The 22,268-nt window shown below is 40.8% G+C and carries 21 protein-coding genes; 14 read left to right on the top strand and 7 right to left on the bottom strand.

Going from position 1 to position 22,268, the window contains the following annotated elements; genetic code table 11:
- Positions 1–696, bottom strand: coding sequence for a response regulator (locus tag QQK05_RS02530; RefSeq protein ID WP_284295806.1), 696 nt, complete (start codon positions 694–696; stop codon positions 1–3).
- 162 nt (positions 697–858) lie between these two features.
- On the opposite strand from QQK05_RS02530, the gene QQK05_RS02535 reads away from it, so the two are divergent.
- Positions 859–1,656: a Spy/CpxP family protein refolding chaperone gene (locus tag QQK05_RS02535; RefSeq protein WP_284295807.1), complete on the top strand. Its 798-nt coding sequence runs from the start codon at positions 859–861 to the stop codon at positions 1,654–1,656.
- Positions 1,657–1,693: 37 nt separating this feature from the next.
- Here the strand turns inward: QQK05_RS02535 and QQK05_RS02540 are convergent, their stop codons facing one another.
- The 3 genes from QQK05_RS02540 to QQK05_RS02550 form a co-directional block, all read right to left on the bottom strand.
- Complete coding sequence (locus tag QQK05_RS02540; RefSeq protein WP_284295808.1) at positions 1,694–2,740, bottom strand: trypsin-like peptidase domain-containing protein; 1,047 nt, start codon at positions 2,738–2,740, stop codon at positions 1,694–1,696.
- A gap of 179 nt (positions 2,741–2,919) precedes the next feature.
- Complete coding sequence (locus QQK05_RS02545) at positions 2,920–4,275, bottom strand: Do family serine endopeptidase (protein ID WP_284295809.1); 1,356 nt, start codon at positions 4,273–4,275, stop codon at positions 2,920–2,922.
- A gap of 101 nt (positions 4,276–4,376) precedes the next feature.
- Entirely contained in the window at positions 4,377–4,829 is a 453-nt protein-coding gene (locus QQK05_RS02550; RefSeq protein WP_284295810.1) for a YhcB family protein, read from the bottom strand.
- 229 nt (positions 4,830–5,058) lie between these two features.
- Between QQK05_RS02550 and zapE the strand changes: the two genes are divergently transcribed.
- The 9 genes from zapE to QQK05_RS02595 all read left to right on the top strand — a co-directional run bounded on the left by zapE (position 5,059) and on the right by QQK05_RS02595 (position 14,975).
- Entirely contained in the window at positions 5,059–6,165 is a 1,107-nt protein-coding gene (zapE, locus tag QQK05_RS02555; protein ID WP_407704859.1) for a cell division protein ZapE, read from the top strand.
- Positions 6,166–6,457: 292 nt separating this feature from the next.
- On the top strand, positions 6,458–6,886 hold the full coding sequence (gene rplM / locus QQK05_RS02560; protein WP_284295813.1) for a 50S ribosomal protein L13: 429 nt from the start codon (positions 6,458–6,460) through the stop codon (positions 6,884–6,886).
- A 3-nt stretch (positions 6,887–6,889) separates the two neighbouring features.
- Complete coding sequence (rpsI, locus tag QQK05_RS02565) at positions 6,890–7,282, top strand: 30S ribosomal protein S9 (RefSeq protein ID WP_284295814.1); 393 nt, start codon at positions 6,890–6,892, stop codon at positions 7,280–7,282.
- A 408-nt stretch (positions 7,283–7,690) separates the two neighbouring features.
- On the top strand, positions 7,691–8,281 hold the full coding sequence (gene petA, locus QQK05_RS02570) for a ubiquinol-cytochrome c reductase iron-sulfur subunit (protein ID WP_284295815.1): 591 nt from the start codon (positions 7,691–7,693) through the stop codon (positions 8,279–8,281).
- Positions 8,281–9,546: a cytochrome b gene (locus tag QQK05_RS02575; protein ID WP_284295816.1), complete on the top strand. Its 1,266-nt coding sequence runs from the start codon at positions 8,281–8,283 to the stop codon at positions 9,544–9,546. The genes petA and QQK05_RS02575 overlap by 1 nt, the downstream gene beginning before the upstream one ends.
- The gene (locus QQK05_RS02580) at positions 9,546–10,247 is read left to right on the top strand and encodes a cytochrome c1 (RefSeq protein ID WP_284295817.1); all 702 of its coding nucleotides are present in this window, start codon (positions 9,546–9,548) and stop codon (positions 10,245–10,247) included. Before QQK05_RS02575 ends, QQK05_RS02580 begins: the two co-directional genes overlap by 1 nt.
- 196 nt (positions 10,248–10,443) lie before the next feature.
- Entirely contained in the window at positions 10,444–13,698 is a 3,255-nt protein-coding gene (locus tag QQK05_RS02585; protein WP_284295818.1) for a VPS10 domain-containing protein, read from the top strand.
- A gap of 171 nt (positions 13,699–13,869) precedes the next feature.
- Positions 13,870–14,508, top strand: a complete 639-nt coding sequence (sspA, locus tag QQK05_RS02590) for a stringent starvation protein SspA (protein ID WP_284295819.1) — start codon at positions 13,870–13,872, stop codon at positions 14,506–14,508.
- Between the two features lie 11 nt (positions 14,509–14,519).
- Positions 14,520–14,975, top strand: coding sequence for a ClpXP protease specificity-enhancing factor (locus QQK05_RS02595; RefSeq protein ID WP_284295820.1), 456 nt, complete (start codon positions 14,520–14,522; stop codon positions 14,973–14,975).
- Between the two features lie 57 nt (positions 14,976–15,032).
- Here the strand turns inward: QQK05_RS02595 and QQK05_RS02600 are convergent, their stop codons facing one another.
- Complete coding sequence (locus QQK05_RS02600; RefSeq protein ID WP_284295821.1) at positions 15,033–15,509, bottom strand: acyl-CoA thioesterase; 477 nt, start codon at positions 15,507–15,509, stop codon at positions 15,033–15,035.
- 170 nt (positions 15,510–15,679) lie between these two features.
- Between QQK05_RS02600 and QQK05_RS02605 the strand changes: the two genes are divergently transcribed.
- The 3 genes from QQK05_RS02605 to QQK05_RS02615 all read left to right on the top strand — a co-directional run bounded on the left by QQK05_RS02605 (position 15,680) and on the right by QQK05_RS02615 (position 17,018).
- Complete coding sequence (locus QQK05_RS02605) at positions 15,680–16,420, top strand: 1-acylglycerol-3-phosphate O-acyltransferase (protein ID WP_284295822.1); 741 nt, start codon at positions 15,680–15,682, stop codon at positions 16,418–16,420.
- A gap of 8 nt (positions 16,421–16,428) precedes the next feature.
- Entirely contained in the window at positions 16,429–16,779 is a 351-nt protein-coding gene (gene rraB, locus QQK05_RS02610; protein WP_284295823.1) for a ribonuclease E inhibitor RraB, read from the top strand.
- 80 nt (positions 16,780–16,859) lie between these two features.
- Positions 16,860–17,018, top strand: a complete 159-nt coding sequence (locus QQK05_RS02615; protein WP_284295824.1) for a hypothetical protein — start codon at positions 16,860–16,862, stop codon at positions 17,016–17,018.
- Between the two features lie 56 nt (positions 17,019–17,074).
- Here QQK05_RS02615 and QQK05_RS02620 read toward each other — a convergent pair whose 3' ends face one another.
- Complete coding sequence (locus tag QQK05_RS02620; RefSeq protein WP_284295825.1) at positions 17,075–20,155, bottom strand: efflux RND transporter permease subunit; 3,081 nt, start codon at positions 20,153–20,155, stop codon at positions 17,075–17,077.
- Complete coding sequence (locus QQK05_RS02625; RefSeq protein WP_284295826.1) at positions 20,152–21,246, bottom strand: efflux RND transporter periplasmic adaptor subunit; 1,095 nt, start codon at positions 21,244–21,246, stop codon at positions 20,152–20,154. Before QQK05_RS02625 ends, QQK05_RS02620 begins: the two co-directional genes overlap by 4 nt.
- 321 nt (positions 21,247–21,567) lie before the next feature.
- Here QQK05_RS02625 and QQK05_RS02630 point away from each other — a divergent pair, with 321 nt between their 5' ends.
- Positions 21,568–22,185: a TetR/AcrR family transcriptional regulator gene (locus tag QQK05_RS02630; RefSeq protein WP_284295827.1), complete on the top strand. Its 618-nt coding sequence runs from the start codon at positions 21,568–21,570 to the stop codon at positions 22,183–22,185.
- Positions 22,186–22,268 lie beyond the last annotated feature (83 nt).

The raw sequence follows: 22,268 nt of genomic DNA on the forward strand, positions 1-22,268 counted from the left end.
TTATTGTGCACCGACAAAGATATAACCAGAACCACGCACTGTTTTAATCGCTGTGTGTTCACTAAACTGATGTATTTTTTTTCGAATATTGCTGACATGCATATCGATTGAGCGGTCGAATGCCATTAATTTCCGATTGAATACTTGTTCTGAAATAGACTCCTTAGAGACTAACTCTCCTCGATTCGCCATTAATAAGTGCAGAATCGCAAATTCTGTTCCTGTTAAGGTGATCGACTCTTCTTCAAAAAATGCCTCTTGGCGACTTGGAATAATCGTTAGCTTATCAATTGTTAAGTTTTGCGGTGCCGCAGGCTTCGTATGAAAATCGACACGACGAACAATGGCATTGATTCTTGCCGTTAATTCCCTGTGGTTAAATGGCTTTGGTAAATAGTCGTCTGCACCAAGCTCTAAACCTAGAATACGGTCAAAGTCATCGCCTTTAGCGGTTAACATCAACACGGGAGTGATACAAGTTTGTCGAAGCTTTTTAAGCACGTCAAAGCCATTGAGTTTTGGCATCATCACATCGAGTAATATTAAGTCGTACTTATCGCTAATAACGGCCATGCCTAACCCTTCCTCACTATCATTGGCAACGTCCACCTGAAAGTTTTGGCTGGTTAGGTATTGTGACAATAGATCTGTTAATTCAACATCATCATCAATAATTAATAGCGATTTATCCGACATATACTGCTCCCGTTAAGTTGATGCTATCTTAGCAAACTTGTTGTTCGTCCCCTAGCATGGCTGATTAACCTTTACGCAATCTTTACATTGGCTTTGCGTTTCTTTTCATTGTAATCGTTAAACTTGTATTCGAAAGTTACGTAAAGACATAGGAAGCGCAATATGAAAGCAATGCATAAAAAAGTTATCGCAGTTAGTTTGTCAGCGATCTTAATACCAACCATTTTTTCTACCGCTTATGCGCATAGCGATTTTGGCCATAAAAGGGCACACAATGCTCATAAGATGTTGAAAAAATTAGATCTTACCGACAATCAAAAAGAAAATGTAAAAGCAATTGTTAAGGCAAGTCGTGTTGATGGTAAACAAGACATGACTGAATTCAAATCACTTAAACAAGCACTTGAAGTACAGATAAAGCAAGACAAGTGGGATGAGGCAGAGGTTGCAAAAATTGTTGGTGAATTACATGCGCTAAAAACCACTCGTATGGAAAATAGCTTGTCAACTAAGCAACAAGTATGGGCGCTGTTAACGCCAGAACAACAAGCTAAGTATGTTACATTGCAACAGACACGACTAGCCAAAATCGAAGACAAAGCTGCCAAACGGACAGAGAAACGTCAGGCTAAGTTTGTAAAAAAACTTGGGTTGTCTGATGAACAGCAAACAGTTGTGGAGCCATTATTAGCTCAGTTAGCTGAAAACCGCACACAAATGCGCGACGCTAAGTTAGCAAGTAAAGCAGCGTCAATTGCCACGTTGGCTAAATCCGGCGAGTTTAGTTTGGCATTGAATAGTGAAGCGGCAATCGAAATGCAGCAACTTGCGGTAGATAATGCGAGTTTGCATCATCGTATTTGGCATAATCTTACGCCTGAGCAACAGGATAAATTTGAGCGTTTTATGAGCAAAAAGAAGCGCGGGATGAAAAAGCACAGACGCGGTCAGCAAAGTTAGTATAAATGTAAAAAAGGCAGCGAATCGCTGCCTTTTTTTAGAGTGGGAATGTACCTATTGTGACAGGTAACGTAATTCGTTGGTTATCTCTAAAGACATCAAACTCCAATACCGTTCCTGGACGAGTCTCGGCGACAATATCAAGCGCTTGAGGAATACTAGAAATTGGAATGCCATTGATTTGGTATACAATATCACCTGGCTTTAAACCACCTTGTTGCGCAGGACCATTTTGTGCCACACCGCCAATTAAAAATCCTTTAACGTTTTCCATATATTCAATGGTTTGTACGCCTAACCAGCCACGTACTACACGACCATTTTCAATAATTTCCGTCATCACTTTATACGCAAGCTTATACGGTACAGCTAAGAATATACCTTGGATATTCAACTCTTCTATATTGACTTTTCGCGAGTTGATGCCGACTAAATCGCCGTTACTGTTGATTAACGCACCACCAGAATTACCTTCATTGATAGCTGCATCCATTTGAAGAAACTCAAGATGACTCGTTGCACTTAGTCCACCACGACCCACGGCACTAATAATACCTTGCGTGACACTTTGTCCTAAATCTAATGGGTTGCCAATTGCCATGACGACATCGCCAACATAAGGCTCTAGGCTTGGATCTTGAGGAATCACAGGTAAGTTGATTGCATCGACTTTCAGTACTGCGAGGTCAGTCACGCGATCATAACCGATCAGCTCCGCAGGATAAATTTCACCCGTTTGAAGTAATACAATGATTTGCGCCGCATTTCTAATGACATGATAGTTTGTAATGATAAAGCCTTGGCTGTCCATAATAACGCCAGAGCCTAATTTGGTACTAATACGATTTTGTCGGCTGAAACGGTCGCTGTTTACTATTTCACGAGAGTACAAGTTGACCACGGCGGGGCTAGCGACTTTAACTGCCTCTGCGTAAGAAAGGGGGGCTGGTTTTTGGTGCTTTGGATCAAATAAATCGAAGAAAGTACCTTCGTCGCCACGAAGTTGTGGAAAAAGAATTAACGCGACAACACCCGCCATCACGCCATAGCTGATCGCACGGAAAATATATTTAAAATAGGACATGTAATAAGACAGCTAGTTAATTGTTATAATGTTCGTATCACTCTCAGTAAGTTTATGATTATTGTTACAATCACATCTTACTGCTCATGATATTAGCTTATCACAGTTTTTTTAACTTCGCGTACTAATTAAAAAGCCCGCACAAGGCGGGCTTTTTGACTAATTATTTGAAAAATAAGTTAGCGAAGCATCAAGAATAGCGTTGTATTACCTCGACGAACGTTTAACGCAAACAACCCTTTGCGATCTTTGAAATAATCTCGCAATTCACCAAGGTTCTTAATCTTTGTTCGGTTGACGCCAATAATTACGTCATCAGGTTGCAGCCCCACATACTGCGCTGCGGTGTCTTCTTCAACTGCAGTAACGACAACACCTTGGTCACCTTCAAGGTTTTCTAAATTGGCACCGTCCAACATTTCATGTAAGCGAACAGCTTCTAATTTAGGGCTTTCAGGTTTTTTCAATGTCGCGGTATAAGTACGCTCTTTACCTTCACGGGTAATCACGGTGATTTTGACATCTTTACCAGCGCCAATTGAACCAATTTTGCCACGCAGTTCGCTAAATGACTTGATACGTTTACCATTCACTTTGGTAATGACGTCACCCGCTTTTATGCCAGCTTCTTCAGCGGCAGAGTCTTTCGTTACTTGCTCAACAAAACCACCTTGATTAGTTTCAAGTTCCATCGCCTTGGCAATTTCACCATTAACACTTAATCCTGTTACACCTAACACGCCACGGCGAACTTCACCGAATTCGATGATCTGACTAACTAAGTTGCGCATCATGTTACTCGGAATCGCAAATCCAATACCAACATTGCCACCGTTTGGTCCGAGAATGGCCGTATTTATACCGATTAATTCGCCTCGCAGGTTTACGAGCGCACCGCCGGAGTTACCACTGTTAATTGCCGCATCGGTTTGAATAAAGTCTTCAAAGTTTTCAATGTTCAAGCCACTACGACCTAATGCACTGACAATACCTGAAGTCACCGTTTGGCCTAAACCGAATGGACTACCAATAGCAACCGTGAAGTCACCAACACGTAATTCGTCAGAATCAGCCAGCTCAATTTCGGTCAAATTCTTGGCTTCTATTTGTAATAAAGCAATGTCGCTATCTTTATCTGAACCAAGCTTTGTCGCCTCAATTTGTCGACCATCTTTCAATGTGACAAGGATCTCGTCCGCTTCATCAATTACATGATTATTGGTTACTATGTAACCCTTATCTGCGTTGATAATGACACCAGAACCTAAGCCGCGAAATGGACGCTCTTGAGGCTGTTGTCTCGGATTGCCAAAAAAGAAGCGAAATGCATCAGGTACATTGCGTTGCTGTATTTCATGAGTGCCTTTTACCGAAATACTCACTACAGCAGGCGTAGTTTTTTCTAGCATAGGTGCTAGACTCTGCATCTCTTGAGAGCCAATTGAAAATGGCAGTTTAGCTTGCGCTGGTGGGCTAGCTAACGTTAAAGAACTGGTTACGAGTGCTGCACTAATAAATAAAGCAAGTTTCTTCATACTTAATAAAACTCCATAAAAACATTAAAGTGCGTACGTTACGCTTTTAAGTAAGATACTCATCTACTGACTAATTAGCTTGGGGTTAGTTCCAAAAAACACTATTCGCCATTTGTAACACTTTGTTTCTTATCAGCAAACAAACCGCTTGGGTTACCTGAATAATCTAAAGGTTGTTCTGTTGAACTTTCTTCTACTTTACGATCACGAGTATGCCTAAGATCAGCCGTACTCGATAATTGCTCATGGGTTTCTTGTGAGAAAAATGGCATAGCTGCGGCTTTCTCAGTTGTTGTTTGATTAAGCAATTGTGTGCTCTGTTCCATTTGTTTCATCGCAGCCTGACATGCATCATTCATTTGCGATAATAATTGCGTTGAATTGTCTAAGTGCTCAGCAACGTCTTCTTTGTATTGAGCGAGAGCGGCTTCGCTTTCTGATACTTTTTCAGTTAGCTTGATTTGCTCTTTTGATGAAGCACTAAATGTTTTGAACGCGAATGCGCCAACTGCTGCACCAACGATAAAAATAATAATTCCAAAAACAACATCCATACTTCGCTACCTTAAATTGTTGTAATAAAGAAAAAAGATGAAAAAATCATCAAAAAAAGAGTTAAGTTAACGTAAACTCAACTGGTATACTATAGCTTGCCTTTAGTACCAATAGAAGAAATGATTTACCCACTCAACACTGATTTGGTATCGCTGCTGATATAGCAGATTTAATTGGTTTTTTTCATCTTTCAAGGGTTCAATAAGTTCGAGTCAACAAATGATTAATCTGTCGCCATTAGAAAAGTATAAACAAGATTTACAACGAGACGATTTTCAATACGATGCTGCACAAGAAAATGCAGTTAATCACTTACAGCGCTTATACGAAGAACTCACAATAAAGCCTGTTGCGGTCACCGGCTTTAAAAAAGTATTAAATCGTTGGAAAAAAGTGATGGCTAAACCAGAGCCTAAACCGGTAAAAGGCCTTTATTTTTGGGGTGGTGTCGGCCGAGGAAAAACCTATTTAGTTGATACCTTTTACGATTGCTTGCCGTTTGAAAATAAAATGCGTGTTCACTTTCATCGGTTTATGCATCGAGTGCACGACGAGTTAAAGTTGCTTGCCGGTCAGTCTGACCCATTAAAAATCATCGCTAAGAAGTTTGCTGAAGAAACCTCAATTATTTGTTTCGATGAGTTTTTTGTTTCAGACATCACTGATGCAATGATCTTAGGCACACTTTTTGAGGAGCTATTTGCTCGAAATGTTACGCTGGTGGCAACGTCAAATATTATTCCTGATGAATTATACCGTAACGGTTTACAGCGTGCGCGATTCTTGCCTGCGATTAAGTTAATCAATGAACACACTGAGGTCGTCAATGTTGATAGTGGCGTAGATTACCGATTAAGAACACTAGAGCAGGCTGAAATTTATCATTATCCGCTTGATGAGCAGGCTGATAAGAATCTGCGTCAATATTTTAAGCAATTATCGGTAGAAGTGGGTCAGCAAAATGCTGAAATAGAAATTAATCATCGTCAACTGCCAACAATTGAAGTTTCAGATGGTGTCGTTCATTTTGAGTTCGCTACGCTGTGTGAATCTGCTCGTAGCCAAAGTGACTACATGGAATTAAGTAAGATCTATCATACTGTTTTACTTGCTAATGTGACACAAATGGGCGCGAACAATGATGATGCGGCTAGACGTTTTATCGCGCTAGTTGACGAATTTTATGAACGAAAAGTTAAGTTAATTATCTCTGCTCAAACGCCGATGGAATCCCTCTACACCGAGGGTAATTTAAACTTTGAATTCAAGCGTTGCTTGAGTCGTTTACAAGAAATGCAATCGCACGATTATCTTGCGGCCGAGCATTTACCATAACCTGTTGAACAGGTGTTTGGAACGATCTTCTGGCTAACTATCGCCAAATTTTCTTACCAATGCGAAAAACACCTATTTTTTCGCTATTTTTTTAGTAAAAACAGCAAAAAATAGGTGATCTTTTGGGCAAACTTCTCTATAATCCTGCGCTCCCTAACGTTACAAATGTTTATTCTTTCCCGGAATAAACGACATGGTTCGATACTCGAAGGGGTAATGGCGTAACCATTTTGAATCGATAATTTATTGAAAATTATCATTTTAGTAACTTTTTTAATAATGGGTTTTTTTAATGAAAACTTTTGTAGCAAAACCAGAGAGCGTACAACGCGAATGGTTTTTGGTGGACGCTGAAGATAAAACTTTAGGTCGTATCGCCACTGAAATCGCTTTACGTTTACGCGGTAAGCACAAGCCAGAATACACACCACACGCAGACACTGGTGACTACATCGTAGTTATCAACGCTGAGAAAGTTCGTGTTACAGGTAACAAAGCGAAAGGTAAAATTTACTACTCGCACACTGAGTTCCCTGGCGGTTTAAAGCAAATCAGCTTTGAAAAGCTTATCGAGAAAGCGCCTGAGCGTGCTATCGAATTCGCTGTTAAAGGCATGTTACCTAAAGGTCCTTTAGGTCGTGACATGTACCGTAAGCTAAAAGTGTATGCTGGCCCAGAGCACAAGCATGCTGCACAACAACCACAACTTTTGGAGCTATAAGCAATGGCTGATAATCAATATTACGGTACTGGTCGTCGCAAGAGCTCAACTGCTCGTGTGTTCATGAAAGCTGGTAACGGTACAATCACAATTAACAAACGTGACATCTCTACTTACTTCGGTCGTGAAACGGCTCGCATGGTTGTTCGTCAGCCATTAGAATTAGTTGATATGTTAGAGAAGTTTGACTTCAACATCACTGTAGTTGGTGGTGGTATTTCTGGTCAAGCTGGTGCAATCCGTCACGGTATTACTCGTGCCCTAATGCAATTTGACGAGTCTTTACGTTCTGATTTACGTAAAGCTGGCTTCGTTACACGTGATGCTCGTAAGGTTGAACGTAAGAAAGTTGGTTTACATAAAGCACGTAAACGTCCACAATTCTCAAAACGTTAATATATTTTTCGTTTATGCAAAAAAGCTGGCTTATGCCGGCTTTTTTTATACCTCAAATTCCTTTTCTCTAATCACTTCAGCGACTTTGGTAGGCATACCGGTTGTTAAGCTAAGTTATTTTCATATCACTTTCTTTTGAACTCGCTAGTGTTGTTTGTTTTTTATGCCTAAAACTCATTGCAAATTAACCTGCTTATTACATCTGTATCGTAGTTACTTAAGTTCGTAAAAATATTTATATTTATATTATCGAAATATCTTGAATTACCTTGTAAAAATAGGGGGTTTTCATTATGATCAAAAAAATTTTTTTATCGTTAGATTACTCACGACTTTCGAGGCTTGGATTGCCATTTAAAATGATAAAAATCGAAACGTTTGGAGTAAAAACACATTTGGAGAAGTTGAATGAGCAATACGCCTGTGAATAACGGCCGTCGACGCTTTTTAACTGCTGCTACTTCGGTAGTTGGTGGTGTAGGTGTTGTCGGTGTGGCTGTGCCTTTCATTGGGTCTTGGAACCCGAGTGCTCGCGCGAAAGCTGCGGGTGCGCCGGTTGAAGTCAATGTAAGCAAGCTGGAGCCTGGCCAGCTGGTACGCGCCGAATGGCGTGGTAAGCCAGTTTACGTAGTACGCCGTACTGAAAAAGCGATCGCTGATTTAGGTAAGCACGAAGATCAATTACGTGACCCTAACTCAGAAGAGCCGCAACAACCTGAATATGCTGCAAACCAGCATCGCTCAATTAAACCTGAGATCATGGTTGCCCTTGGCGTATGTACTCACTTAGGTTGTGCTCCAACTTACCGTAAAGGTGACTTTGAAGAAATCGTTGAAGGTGTTTCTGATGGTTTCTTCTGTCCATGTCACGGTTCTAAGTTTGATATGGCAGGTCGCGTTTTCTCTGGCGTACCAGCACCAACGAACTTAGCGGTACCAGAGCATTCTTTCCCATCTGATGGCGTATTGCTAATCGGTGTAGGCCAAGGAGAAGCGTAATGTTTGAAAATTTCATGGCTTGGATCGACAAGCGTCTTCCGGTAACTGACGCGTGGAATAAGCACGTAGGTCAATACCCTGCACCAAAGAACTTTAACTTTTGGTACTTCTTTGGCTCATTAGCGATGCTAGTATTAGTTAACCAAATCCTAACAGGTATTTGGTTGACGATGAACTATGAACCATCTGGTGATGGTGCATTCGCTTCAATCGAATACATTATGCGTGACGTAGATTACGGTTGGTTATTACGTTACATGCACTCTACTGGTGCTTCTGCATTCTTCGTTGTTGTATACCTCCACATGTTCCGCGGTTTGATTTACGGTTCTTACCAAAAGCCACGTGAATTATTATGGATCTTCGGTATGTTAATCTTCTTAGTATTAATGGCTGAAGCGTTCATGGGTTACTTATTACCATGGGGTAACATGAGTTACTGGGGTGCACAGGTAATCATTTCACTCTTTAGTGCCGTACCAGTAGTTGGTGAAGAATTAGCGACTTGGATTAAAGGTGACTACGTTATCTCTGGTGCAACGCTTAACCGTTTCTTCGCGTTACACGTTGTTGCATTACCATTGGTATTAGTTGTTCTTGTATTCTTACACATCTTAGCGTTACATGAAGTAGGTTCTAATAACCCTGAAGGTACTGACATTAAGAAGCCAAAAGGCAGTGTTAAAGAAGAAGATAAGTCTAAGTTTGAATTCCACAAACATTACACAGACAAGTACGATATCGTTGATGCGATTCCATTCCACCCATACTACTCTGTTAAAGATATTATGGGCGTAGCGGGTTTCTTAATCTTATTCTGTTGGGTTATGTTCTTCTATCCAGAAGGTGGCGGTTACTTTATTGAAGCGCCAAACTTTGAGCCTGCTAATGGTTTGAAAACACCAGAGAACATTGTTCCTGTATGGTACTTCGGTCCGTTCTACACGATCTTACGTGTAGTACCTGATAAGTTATTAGGTACGATTACGATGTTTGCTGCGATTGCAATGCTATTTGCACTGCCGTGGTTCGACCGTTCAACGGTTAAATCATTCCGTTACCGTAGCAAGTTACACCTATTTAATATCATTCAATTCGCGATTTCATTCATCGTGTTAGGTATTTTAGGTACGATGGCTGCATCAGACCTTGCTAACTTAATCGGTCGTATTGCGAGCTTAGGTTACTTTGGCTTCTTCATTTCACTCTGGTTCTACTCTAAGAACGAAAAAACTAAGCCTGTACCAGAAAGGATGACTAAATAATGAAAAAGATTTTATTAGTATTATTAGTGACTTTAGTACCGGCGTTAGCTTTCGCAGCTGGCCCTAAAGTACCAGTTGATCCAGCAGGTAATGACTTAGCGGATAAAGAATCTTTGAAACGTGGTTTCCGTGCTTACATCAATTACTGTTTAGCATGTCACCAATTGCAATACCAACGCTACAACCGTACATTCGCTGATTTAGGTATTAGCGATAAAGAGGGTAAAGCGAATTGGATGCCTACAGGTGAGAAAGTTGGTGACCACATTACAAACACAATGCCAGCTAAAGAAGCGGCTGCTTGGTTTGGTGCTGCGCCACCTGACTTAACGTTAGAAACACGTTTTAGAAGTCCTGATTGGGTATACACATACTTACGTTCATTCTACGTGGATGAAGCTCGTCCATTTGGCGTGAACAACACAGTATTCAAAGACGTTGGTATGCCACACGTTTTACAAAACCTACAAGGTACTCGTACTTTAGATGAGAACGGTAATCTGACTCCAGCAGTTGGTGGTAGCATGACTGAAGCTGAATATGACGCTTTTGTTCGTGATTTAACTAACTTCTTAGAATATGTTTCAGAGCCTAATAAACTAGAGCGTAAGTCTTTAGGTTACTGGGTCATCGGATTCTTACTTGTATTCTTCGTGCTTTCATACTTCTTGAAGAAAGAATACTGGAAAGACGTTCACTAATTCAGTCTTAACTGAAAAGATAAAAGGCAACCAGTAGGTTGCCTTTTTTATTTCAATTTTTAGTAAAACAAAGAACACTAATTAACCTAGTTTTTTGTTACTTTATCTCACTTTTCTTGAGCTTATATAAATACCTGTTTATTGTAGTATTCGATAATGGAAATACTCACAATAACAACGAGAGATCGGTGAATACATGAAAACTTTTCTAAAGACCGCTATTAGCGTAGCACTTTTGATTTCAAGTGCAGACGTACTTGCAGCGAAATCAAAGGATGATTCGCTTTTCAATAGCAGTACATTTAATGCAATGGAACTTCGTAACATCGGACCGGCATATATGTCAGGCCGTATTGCAGATATAGCTGTTGATCAAAATAATCCTTCTACTTGGTATACTGCAGTAGGTTCTGGCGGTGTATGGAAAACTGTCAATGCAGGTACAACTTGGACACCTATTTTTGATAAACAAGATGTTTACTCTATTGGTGATGTAACGATTGACCCTAGCAACTCTAACATTATTTGGGTGGGCACAGGTGAGAACAATGGTGGTCGTCACATTAGTTTTGGTGATGGTGTTTATAAATCGTTAGATGGCGGTAAAACCTGGAAAAACATGGGGCTAAAAAGCACCGAGCATATCTCTGATATTATCATTCATCCGACAAACTCTGATATCGTTTGGGTGTCAGCTCAAGGTCCGCTTTGGTCAAGTGGCGGTGAACGAGGCTTATACAAAACGACCGACGGTGGTGAGTCTTGGAAGCTAGTGCTTACTCCGGCTGATGAATGGACGGGTGTTACATCATTACTTATCGATCCTCGTAATCCAGATAAACTTTATGCGGCAACATGGTCACGTCAACGAACCATCGCCAACTATGTTGGAACAAATAAAGGCGCAGGTATTCATACATCAGATGATGGTGGTGAAACTTGGACTGAATTAAAGACAGGCTTACCTGCAGGTAATATGGGTAAAATTGGTATGGCAATTTCGCCAACTAATCCTGACGTCCTTTATGCAACAATTGAAACGGACAATCGTAAAGGTGGTTTCTACCGTTCTGAAAACCTCGGTCAAAGTTGGAAAAAAATGTCTGACGAGGTAGGTGGTGGTACGGGCCCTCATTACTACCAAGAGATTTTTGCTGATAAGCATCAGTTTGATCGCGTTTATATTGCAAGTAACTACAGTAAAGTATCTGATGACGGCGGTAAAACTTGGACGCCAATTAGCACTAGACGCAAACACGTTGATGACCATGCAATGGCATTCCACCCAACAGATCCTGATTTCGTATTGATTGGCTCGGATGGTGGTATTTACATGTCGCATGACCGCATGGAAAACTGGCGTTTTATTGCGAACCTACCACTAACACAATTTTATAAAGTCGCTCCTGATGATGCCAAGCCATTCTACAATGTCTTCGCTGGTGCACAGGATAACTCGACGCAAGGCGGCCCATCTCGTACTAATCGTCAAGAAGGGATTAAGAATAAAGATTGGTTCCTAACCCTAGGTGGTGACGGTCACCAGCCGGCAACAGAACCTGGCAACCCTGATATTGTTTATTCGCAATGGCAACAAGGTAACTTAACGCGCCATGACAGAATAACTGGTGAGAACGTTTACATTAAACCTCAACCAGGCAAGGGTGATCCTGGCGAGCGCTTTAACTGGGATGCACCGATTAATGTATCCGCACATGATCCAAAGCGTATATATTTTGCGTCTCAACGCGTTTGGCGCTCAGATAATCGAGGCGATAGTTGGACACCTATCTCTGGTGACTTAACTAAGAATGGCAATCGCTTGCATATGCCAATGATGGGGCGTACTTGGTCAGTAGAAGCGGGATGGGATTTATATGCTATGTCCCAGTTCCACACGATTGCTAACTTTTCAGAAAGCCCTGTAGATGAAAACGTTTTATGGGTTGGTACCGATGACGGTTTAATTCAGGTGACAACTGACGGCGGAAAGAACTGGAAGAAAATTGATTTAGGTAAGGTAAAAGGCGTACCTGCATCTGCTTATGTTAATGATATTCGTGCCGATTTATTCGATCGTGAAACTGTTTATGTTGCGTTGGATAACCACAAAGAAGGTGATTACAAACCTTACTTAATTAAATCAACAAACTTAGGTAAAAAGTGGACGTCGTTAGCGGAAAGCTTACCCGAGAAGCATTTAGTTTGGCGCATAGTCCAAGATCACGTAAATAAAGACTTAATGTTCTTAGGTACGGAGTTTGGCATTTTCTTCACTGTTGATGGCGGTGAGGAGTGGTTGGAATTAAATGGTGGTATACCGACGATTTCAACGCGAGATGTTAAAATTCAACGTCGTGAAAATGACCTAGTTGCAGGTACTTTTGGTCGTGGTATATACATCTTAGATGACTATGCACCATTACGTGAACTTACTGAAGATGCAATGAAAAAAGATGCATTGCTTATTCCACCGAGTCGTCCTGTTAAATGGTTCAAGTTAAGCCGTAACCATGCGAGAACTGATGGTGATGACCGTTATTCTGCGAAAAACCCTGCTCACGGCGCAACGTTAACTTATTTCTTGAAAGAAAGCTTAATGACAGCTAAACAAAAACGTCAGAAAGCAGAAAAGAAACTGATCAAAGATAAAAAGTACCCTAAGTATCCTGAATGGGAAGTTGTTGAAGCTGAACTTCAAGAGACTAAGCCTGCAGTTTACATTGAAGTGCGTAATGCGAATGGTGAATTTATCAATCGTGTTAAAGCTAAAGCATCAAAAGGTATCCATCGTGTTACTTGGGATATGACATATGCTGCTAATCGCGCGGTTACAGATGCTAAAGGTTCAAGTCGTGGTGGCTTGATGGCACCTCCTGGTGTTTACTCTGCTGCCTTATATAAACGTGTTAACGGTGAAGTGACTCAACTTACAACACCTGTGGAGTTCACGTTAGAAGCGATTTACCAAAATGCGTTAGCAGGCCCTGAACAAGGCGAAATTGATGCATTTAATCAACAGATTACGTCAACCCAACGTAAATCTTCAGCGGCGATGGCTGTGCTGAAAGACGTTGAAAAGACGCTAGATGTTTTACGTGTTGCAATTGATAGAACGCCAAATGATGTGACGTCATTAGAAGCTAAGTTAGAAAGTGCTACCCAAGAGCTAAATGCAATTAACCTTGGCTTGTACGGTATGGAGTCGCAAAACAGAATGACGGCTAAACCTGCTAATGTTGCAAGCAGGCTCGGTTATGCAAGTTCTGCACTTTGGTCATCATATGGTCCAACTCAGCAACATAAAGAACAGCTAGCTATTGCGTTGGAAGAGTTTGAAGCTATGCACAAACGTCTTAAAACGTTAAGTGGAACGACAGTTCCTGCTTTACAAAAAGCGGTTGTTGATGCTGGTGGTCCATGGACAAAGGGATCGCCTATTCTCGACTAGTAAATAATTATTACTGATGAAAAACGGCACCTATTGGTGCCGTTTTTTTTTATTGATGGCCAAATGAATATTTAACTGGTATGACCTGTTTTAAGTTTGCACTAAAATCGGTTATCATTAGCGCCATTATCAACTTTCGTTGATTCCTTTTTTATCCTACTTGGAGGCATCATGGCCGTAGCAGCAAACAAACGCTCTGTAATGACGTTATATTCTCATGCCGATGATATGTACAGTCATCAAACTCGTATCGTTTTAGCAGAGAAGGGTGTAGGTGTTGATATTCATTTAGTTGAACCAACAAACTTACCTGAAGATTTAATCGATTTAAACCCATACGGAACCGTGCCTACATTAATCGATCGTGAATTAGCACTCTATGAAGCTAGTATTATTATTGAATACTTAGATGAGCGTTTTCCTCACCCACCATTGATGCCGGTTTACCCTGTATCTCGTGGTCGTTCACGTTTAATGATGCACCGCATTGAAAATGATTGGTACAGCTTAGCAAAAACAATTATTGCTAATGGTGCAGATGCAGATAAAGCTCGCCAAGAATTGAAAGAAAGCTTATTAAGTGTAGCGCCTATCTTAAATGAAGCGCCTTACTTTATGAGTGAAGAGTTCAGCTTGGTTGATTGTTATCTTGCGCCTTTATTATGGCGTTTACCAGCATTTGGTATCGAGCTAACAGGCCAAGGCTCAAAAGAACTTAAATCTTACATGCTTAAACTCTTTGAACGTGAATCTTTCCAAGCTTCATTAACAGAAGCTGAGCGTGAATTACGTTTTGGTAACCCTGCTTAATGTCAGGTGAAATGACGTCAAGTAAGCCTTATTTAATTAAGGCTTTCTATGACTGGATTTCTGATAACCAATTAACACCCTATGTCGTCGTTGATACGACCGTCTCTGGTGTTCAGGTGCCATGGCAATTTGTTCAAGATAATCAAATCGTCTTAAACATTTCTGGTGGTGCCGTTGGCGCAATTTCTTTTGGCGAGAAAGCTATCGAGCTGACCGCACGGTTTAGTGGGAAGATAGAGTATATTACCATCCCATTTGGCTCTGTAGGTGCTATTTACGCAAAAGAAAATGGTGCTGGTAGCTCTTTTCCTATCGAGCATGAAGAACTACCTGAAGAGGAAGTTACTGAAGATGAGCCAAGCGTAAAGCTCGAAGATGCGAGCTCGACTAATTCTAAACTTGAAGAAGGCGACAAGCCTAACGCAGATAAAAAGTCGGGACGCCCAACGTTAAAGGTTATCAAGTAACCCGAAACCATATCGACAAAAAGGTAGCTATTGCTACCTTTTTTTATGCAAAAAATGTTACTTCCAGCCTAGCGACTGTTCAAAATCATCATCAAGTTGTTTCGCAAAGTCTTTTGCATGCTTGGCAACTTCTTCTAATTTTTTATCTTCGTCGGCTACGGGTTCAAACGTGGGCACTTTTACTGGGAAGCCAGCTTCATCAACCGCCATAAAAGAGATAAAACAACGATTCGTTACTGAGGGTTTATCGCCGCGAGGATCACTTGCGCGAACAACAACATAAATGTGCATACTGGATTTACCCGTATGTACGATGCGCGCTTCAACACTGATTAATTGACCGACTAACACAGGACGAATAAACCGGATTGCGTTTGCAGATACCGTCACACAATAACGCTTACTCCATTGAGCCGCACAGGCATAGGAGGCTTGATCAATCCACTTCATTACAATGCCGCCATGAACTTTGCCACCAAAGTTTACATCTGTAGGCTCAGCTAAAAAGCGGAATTCAACAATATGGTTTTCCATTTCACATCACTTTCGTTAATAAACACTACCTAAACTATAGTAAATATCAGCGACTTAGCGAGCTCGACAACAACTCGTCAAGAAAAAATAATAGGTAGGTGTACGTCAGTACTTAGCGTACAGATGTTTTCTGTGTATAATTGCGCCTTTTCTCCTTCAAGGAATTTGGTGTGCTAGCAGTAATCCGAATTATATTAATTGCCCTGGCAATAGGTGGGATTTCAATAATCTCAATCATTAGCTGTTTGTTTAAACCGTTTCACAGAAATAATGTTCACTTTGCCGCTGGCATGATGGGAAGTATTCACAAATTACTTGGCTTGCAAATCGAAATTCGTATTCCTGACGAAGTAAAAAAGCTAGGCTCAGTGGTTTATATTGCTAATCACCAAAACAATTACGATTTATTTACCGTTAGTAATGCGGTGCAACCTGGTACAGTGAGTGTCGGTAAGCAAAGCTTAAAGTGGATTCCTTTTTTCGGTCAAATGTACTGGCTAACAGGTAATATTTTGATCGACAGAAAAAACACATCAAAAGCGATGGGGACAATCGCATTAACGGCAGACAAAATTCAGGAAAAAGGCTTATCTGTTTGGTTATTTCCTGAGGGAACGAGAAGTTATGGGCGTGGCTTAATGCCATTTAAAACAGGGGCATTTAGAACCGCTGCACTCGCGGACGTTCCTGTGGTTCCAATTTGCAGTTCGAACCAACATGGCTCGATTAAATTAAATCGTTGGAATAATGGCAAAATTATTATTGAATTTTTACCGCCTTTAAAAGTGCTTGCTGAAACTAAAGAGGAAATTCGTGCATTAGCGAATCAAGTACGCGAAAATATGGCGAATAAACTCGAAGAAATTAGCATTGAAGCTGGTTCTCACTATCCAACATATCAAGGTAAATAGGGTTAGCTATGATTGACCAAGAATTACAGGAACTATTTGATTACACGGATACGTTAATCAAGGAGTTAGTTGAAGATGGCACTAACGAAGAAGTTCATCATACTATTGAGCACCATTTTTCTAGTGAAGACTTTAATGCGCTAGAACAAGCGGCTGTTACTGCGTTTAAAATGGGCTTGGAAGTCGAAGAGCCAGAAGAGGCTGAACTAGAAGACGGAACAAAAGTGTTTGCTTTTGATATTGTCACTGAACAAGCACTAGAAGCCGAAATAATTAATGATGAAGTTAAAGCCATGTATGAGTTGGCAAAAAAATGTAAAATTGATTATGATGGATGGGGAACCTACTTCGAAGAATAGTTGTCGGCCAATTGGCTAAATTTTCGAGGACGAAATTTAACTACTTTCTAAAAAGAACCATAAAATAAAGGAGTGTTTTTATGGCTTGGATTTACGAATTACTTAATCCAGCAACGTTAGCTTTACTTATCCCATTAGTTGCTATTATCGGTGGTTTTGCGGTTGCAGCATTGAAAGCGCACCATAAACATCAAGAGCGCATTGAAAAAATCAAACAAGGGTTTGATATTCACGATTAATAAAAATTACAGAATTAATAAAACGGGGTTACGCTTATGCGTAACCCCGTTTTTGTTTATGCTGTTTGTCCAGCCAGTTCAAACGGCTTCTTCTTATTCAGCCAAGCAAAGCATGTCGGTACGAAGTAAAAAGAGAGAATCGTTGTCAGAACTGTTCCTCCTGCAATAGCAATTGCGAATGGAGGCCAAAACCCACCTCCAGCAAGAATGAGTGGTAGAAAGCCGCCCACCGTGGTAATTGTCGTTGAGCTTATATGGCGAGCACAGCTTTGTACGCTTTCAACTATTGCCGATTCATCACCAGCGATCGCCGCTTCATTGGATTTAAGTTCAGCAATAATGACTATGGCTGCGTTAATCGCAAGACCCATTAGACCGAGTAGGCCAATGATTACTGTAAAGCCAAATGGGTAATCAAAAATAAAGACGCTAAATAGTCCCAAACCAATTGACTGAAATGCAGCAAGCAAAATAATCGCGCTTATTCTAAATGAGTTAAACGACAATACCACAACGGTGAATAGAAGGGTCATGATAAGGCCAACACTTGCCATTAATTGACCAACGGTAGAATCACGTTCGGCAGATTCTCCACCGATTTCGATATGATAGCCATTAGGCACTTGAAATTGAGCTTCCTCCATAGCAGCTAATATGTCGTTTAACACTTGCGAAGGAAGCACGCCGGCAGTGATATATCCGGCAATCGTGTTAACTCGTACACCTTCTCTGTGAGGAATTGCACCACGTGTTGGCGAGATATTCATACTTGATAACGCGCTTAACGGTATTGGCAACTCAGAGTGTTGGCTAACTAGTTGAATATCATGTAATTGGCTAATTGTATTCCTAGATTGGTCATCTAAGCTAACTCTAACCGGTATGGATTCTGTGACTTCAATTAGACTACCATTTACCTTACCGTTTAAGGTATTACTTAATTGGTTAGCTACTTCAACCAATGTTAACCCTGAAAGCATAACTTGTGCTTCATCGGCATTCAGCCAAACTTTAGGGGCACCGGCTTGCAACGAGGTACGTGTATGTATGACGTTATCAACAGTGCTCATCACTTGGCGTACGTTATCGCCAATACGCTTTAGTTCATCAAGGTTAGGACCATAAATTCTGAGCTCTACAGGCGCTGCAAACGGAGGACCCTGTTCAAGTTTACGAACAATGATTTGGCCTTGTGGAAATCGCTCATCTAATTGTTCTTGCAAAATAGGAATCAGTCGATTGGTGGTATCAAAATGGTCAGTTGTGATCATGGCTTGAGCATAGTGCTTTGAGCCATCATTTTCAGGGGCCAAATTATAATAGAACGACGGCATGTTTTTACCTACAACCCATCGCGTATGCTTAATGCCGTCGATCGTATCTAAGTAGGTCGTAATTTCTTGTGCTACCTGTTCTGTCGCTAATATGCTTGAATTAGCTGGCATAAAGAGCTCTATTTGAAACATGTCTCTGTCTGATGGCGGAAAAAATTGCTCTGTAAGCGTGCCCGCTGCCCAAAAGCCAAACATTGGTAACAGCATTACTGTTAGCATCACTTTCTTAGTATTTCGGATACTAAATTGTAGACTGGCTTCAAAGGCCTTACTGAGCTTGGGTAAGTTAATACCATGGTGAAGCCAGCCACCTTTCTCGCTTCGCTCTTTTTGAATAAATCGACCAGCGAGACCCGCAACAATCGTATGCGATATGAGATAGGATGCGATGAGTGAAAAGATGACACTTAAGGCGATTCCACTGACAAATTCACCAGCCGGACCCGGCATTAACACGATAGGCATGAAGGCTAAAATCGTCGTAATGGTTGAGCCAAGTAATGGCATCCATAGGTGTTTCACAGCATAACCAACAGAATCAAGTCTACCAACACCTTGCTGTCTTCGCTGTTGGATGGTATCCGTCATTACGATGGCATTATCCACCATAATCCCAAGCGCAACGACTAACCCTGTTACGGACATTTGATGGATAGGTAAACCATAAAAATTCATCACAGCAAGCGTAAATAACACGGATAATGGCAAGGAAAATGCGACGATTATTGCAGCACGCCATCCAAGGGTAACCATCAATACCGCAGTAATTAATACGAATCCGACAATGATATTATTGACCAGGTCTGAAAGCCGTTCGCTGGTGTAAGTATTTTGATTAAACAAGACATCCAAGGAAATATTTGCAGGTAGCTGCTGTTTGAATATAGCCACTTCCTTTTCTACTTTTTCAGACCATTTATCAATGCGAACTTTAGGCAACATTCGCGTACCCACGATAACTGCCCGTTGATTATTGACTAAAGCGATTTCTGAGGCAGGCCACTGCAAGCCCTTTTCAATACTTGCAATATCACCTAGGCGAAGAATAGAGCCATTTTCCGCCTGTTTAATCGGTATATTCCTAATTCTCTCGACATCGCTAAATGCGCCATCAAGTTCCACTTGCATTTGCGTATATGGATTGACGATCTCACCCGCTGATACCTTGGCATCGGCACCGAGTAATCGCTGCGATACTTGGGCGCTCGTTAAACCGAGTTGACTTGTCAATTCATGGTCAATTTCAACTTGAATTTCTTCCTGGCCACGACCGTAAATACTGACGATGTCGGTACCAGTGATATTACGTAGTCGATTTTGTAGTTCGTTGGCGTATCTGCCTAGTGCAGCTAAATCAACATCACCACTACCTTGCCAGTTGAGTGAAAACAATTGGGTGTATGCATAGCCTCTATCATCAATTAACGTTGAAGATTGAGCGCCCTGCGGTAGTTCGGGTTGAACATCATTAAGCAAGTCACGAACACGAGACCAGATCGGCTTTGTATCGACAACCTCATCGTGAAGTTGTATTTTGACAACGGATATATTGGCTCTTGAAACCGAAGAAATGAGCTTTATTTCGGGTAGTTTTCTTAATTTTTGTTCTACTTTTTCCGTGACTAATACCTCAACTCGCTCTGCACTAGCGCCCGGAAACTGTGTGATAGCACTTGCGACGCGGTTGGTAATTCGAGGATCTTCGGTTCTAGGTAGTGTGGATAAAGCACCAAGCCCCGCTACTACAATTAGCGCAATAGCTAAGCTCATCAATCGTCCATTTTTAACGAACGAGCGAATCATAACTTGTTCTCCGCGATTAATTCAGCACGTTTCTTAACTAACTGTTGCGGCACAAACTTATGAACACCTTGACCGACAAATAGCGAGTTATCTTTATCAATTCCGGTAATAAAAGCACGATTTTGTGTAGTGTAGTTAACTTTGACTGACGTAAGCTCTAACTGATAGTGATTTTCTACGGGTTTAGCGATTAATATATTCCATTGGCCTCGGATACCATCTGTTAGTGCACTCATCGGTACCCAATATCCGCTTTGCTTTATCGTTTGGTTAATAAATACTCGTGCTAATTGGTCGTTATAAGCTTGGACATTTTGATCCAGAGCAATACGTAAATTTACTGTGCGATTGCTAGCGTTAATTTGACGGCCTATGCGAATAATCTGCCCAGCGTGAATTTTTTTGCCTATCTCAACTTCAATCTGTTGCCCAACAGACAGGCCGCTGGCAAGTTCACTTGATACACCAACTTTTACTTCGTGATCATTTTGTTTAATTAGTTGAAAAACCGGTGCGCCAGCCTGAATGTTAGCACCTTGTGCTACATTCCTTTTTGACACGGTTCCGTTAAACGGGGCGATAAGTTGACTGCGATTGATCTGATAGTTTAGCGCGTCGATATTCGCTTTCAATTGTTCTTGGCTCGCCGCCAAAATGGCTTGTTGTGCAGTTAATTCGTCAAAGGTTTGGTCAGACGCGTAATTCTCTTTTTTTAATTCATTAATACGCGTTAAGTTACTTTCATTGAGTTTAATTTGAGCATTGTTTTGGGCTAATTGTGCGTTTAATTCATCAAGCTTTATTTTCACTAGCTGGGTATTAAGCTGGGCTAGAATATCGCCTTTTTGAACCTGATCGCCATCATCGACATATAACGTATCTAACGTGCCATTGTATTCGAAACTTAGTGGCGTGAATTGGTTTGTTGAAATTTTTCCAATGTAAGCTCTTGGGATTTGATAACTGTCAGTAGCTTCGAGTTGGACAAGATCTGCTGTTGCATAATTAGCCGTAGGTTGTTCATTGGCTTCTGGTTGAGAGCAAGCGGTAAGAAAAATGGTAAAGATAAGTATTACAATGTGCTTAAACATGAGAGCGGTCCTAATGATGTAAACAAGCTGTTTCTTATGTTGATGGAACTAAGTACCCATTGGATTAATGATTGAAGTAATTCAGCGCAATGCAAGAGCAAAGAGAAGTAAGAAAGATTGCCAACAACATCGTTATTCTACGTTGAATCAATCAGTCACGGTTTTCTTACCTCTACGTTTTTTAACTCGTACTATGTGAGCAAATCACCAATTCAATTGGTACTACTTGTAAGCTAGACTGTGAAGTCTAGTTTAATCAAACTAGACTGTCCAGTTTAATTTGTTAGAATAAATTTACGTTTTAAAAGACTAAGGTGATCAATGAGCCGTATCCGCCCTAAAAATGAAGCAAAGCGCAAACAAATACTTGATGCAGCTACTACGCTGTTTACTGAAAATGGTTATGTTGAAACAAGTATGGATAACATTGCCAAGTTAGCTAATGTTTCAAAGCAAACGGTCTATAGTCATTTTGGTAAAAAAGAGGAACTCTTTTCTGCCGCAATTGAGCAAAAGTGCATTGCATATGATTTGAGTCAAATGGTCTTTAATGAGGGCGATGACTTAGCAGAGTTCCTATTAGAGTTAGCAACGCGATTCTTTAATTTAATTAGCTCAAAAGAAGCGATGGCGGTACACAAAATTTGTGCCTATGAATCAGATAGCTATCCTGAACTGTCAGAACTATTTTATCGAGCTGGGCCTGAACCCTTAGTTAAAGAAGTGACGGAGTTATTCGCGCACTTAGGGAACATAGGTGTGTTATCAATTCCTCAACCACGGATGGCGGCAGTTCAATTTTTAAGTATTATGCGCGGTGAAGCTTGGCTTCGATTAGAGTTCAACTTAAAAGAGCAACTGACTTCGTCAGAGATTCAAGATTACTTAAAACACAGCGTTGCCTTTTTTATCAAAGGCTACCAATCTGCAAGTGATTAAATATGATTATTCACGTTAATTCGTTTGATAAATGAAAATATTTACGGGCTATTCACTCATCAAACGCAGATTTTCAACCAACT

This window comes from Thalassotalea loyana, from assembly GCF_030161435.1.
Lineage (GTDB): Bacteria > Pseudomonadota > Gammaproteobacteria > Enterobacterales > Alteromonadaceae > Thalassotalea_G > Thalassotalea_G loyana.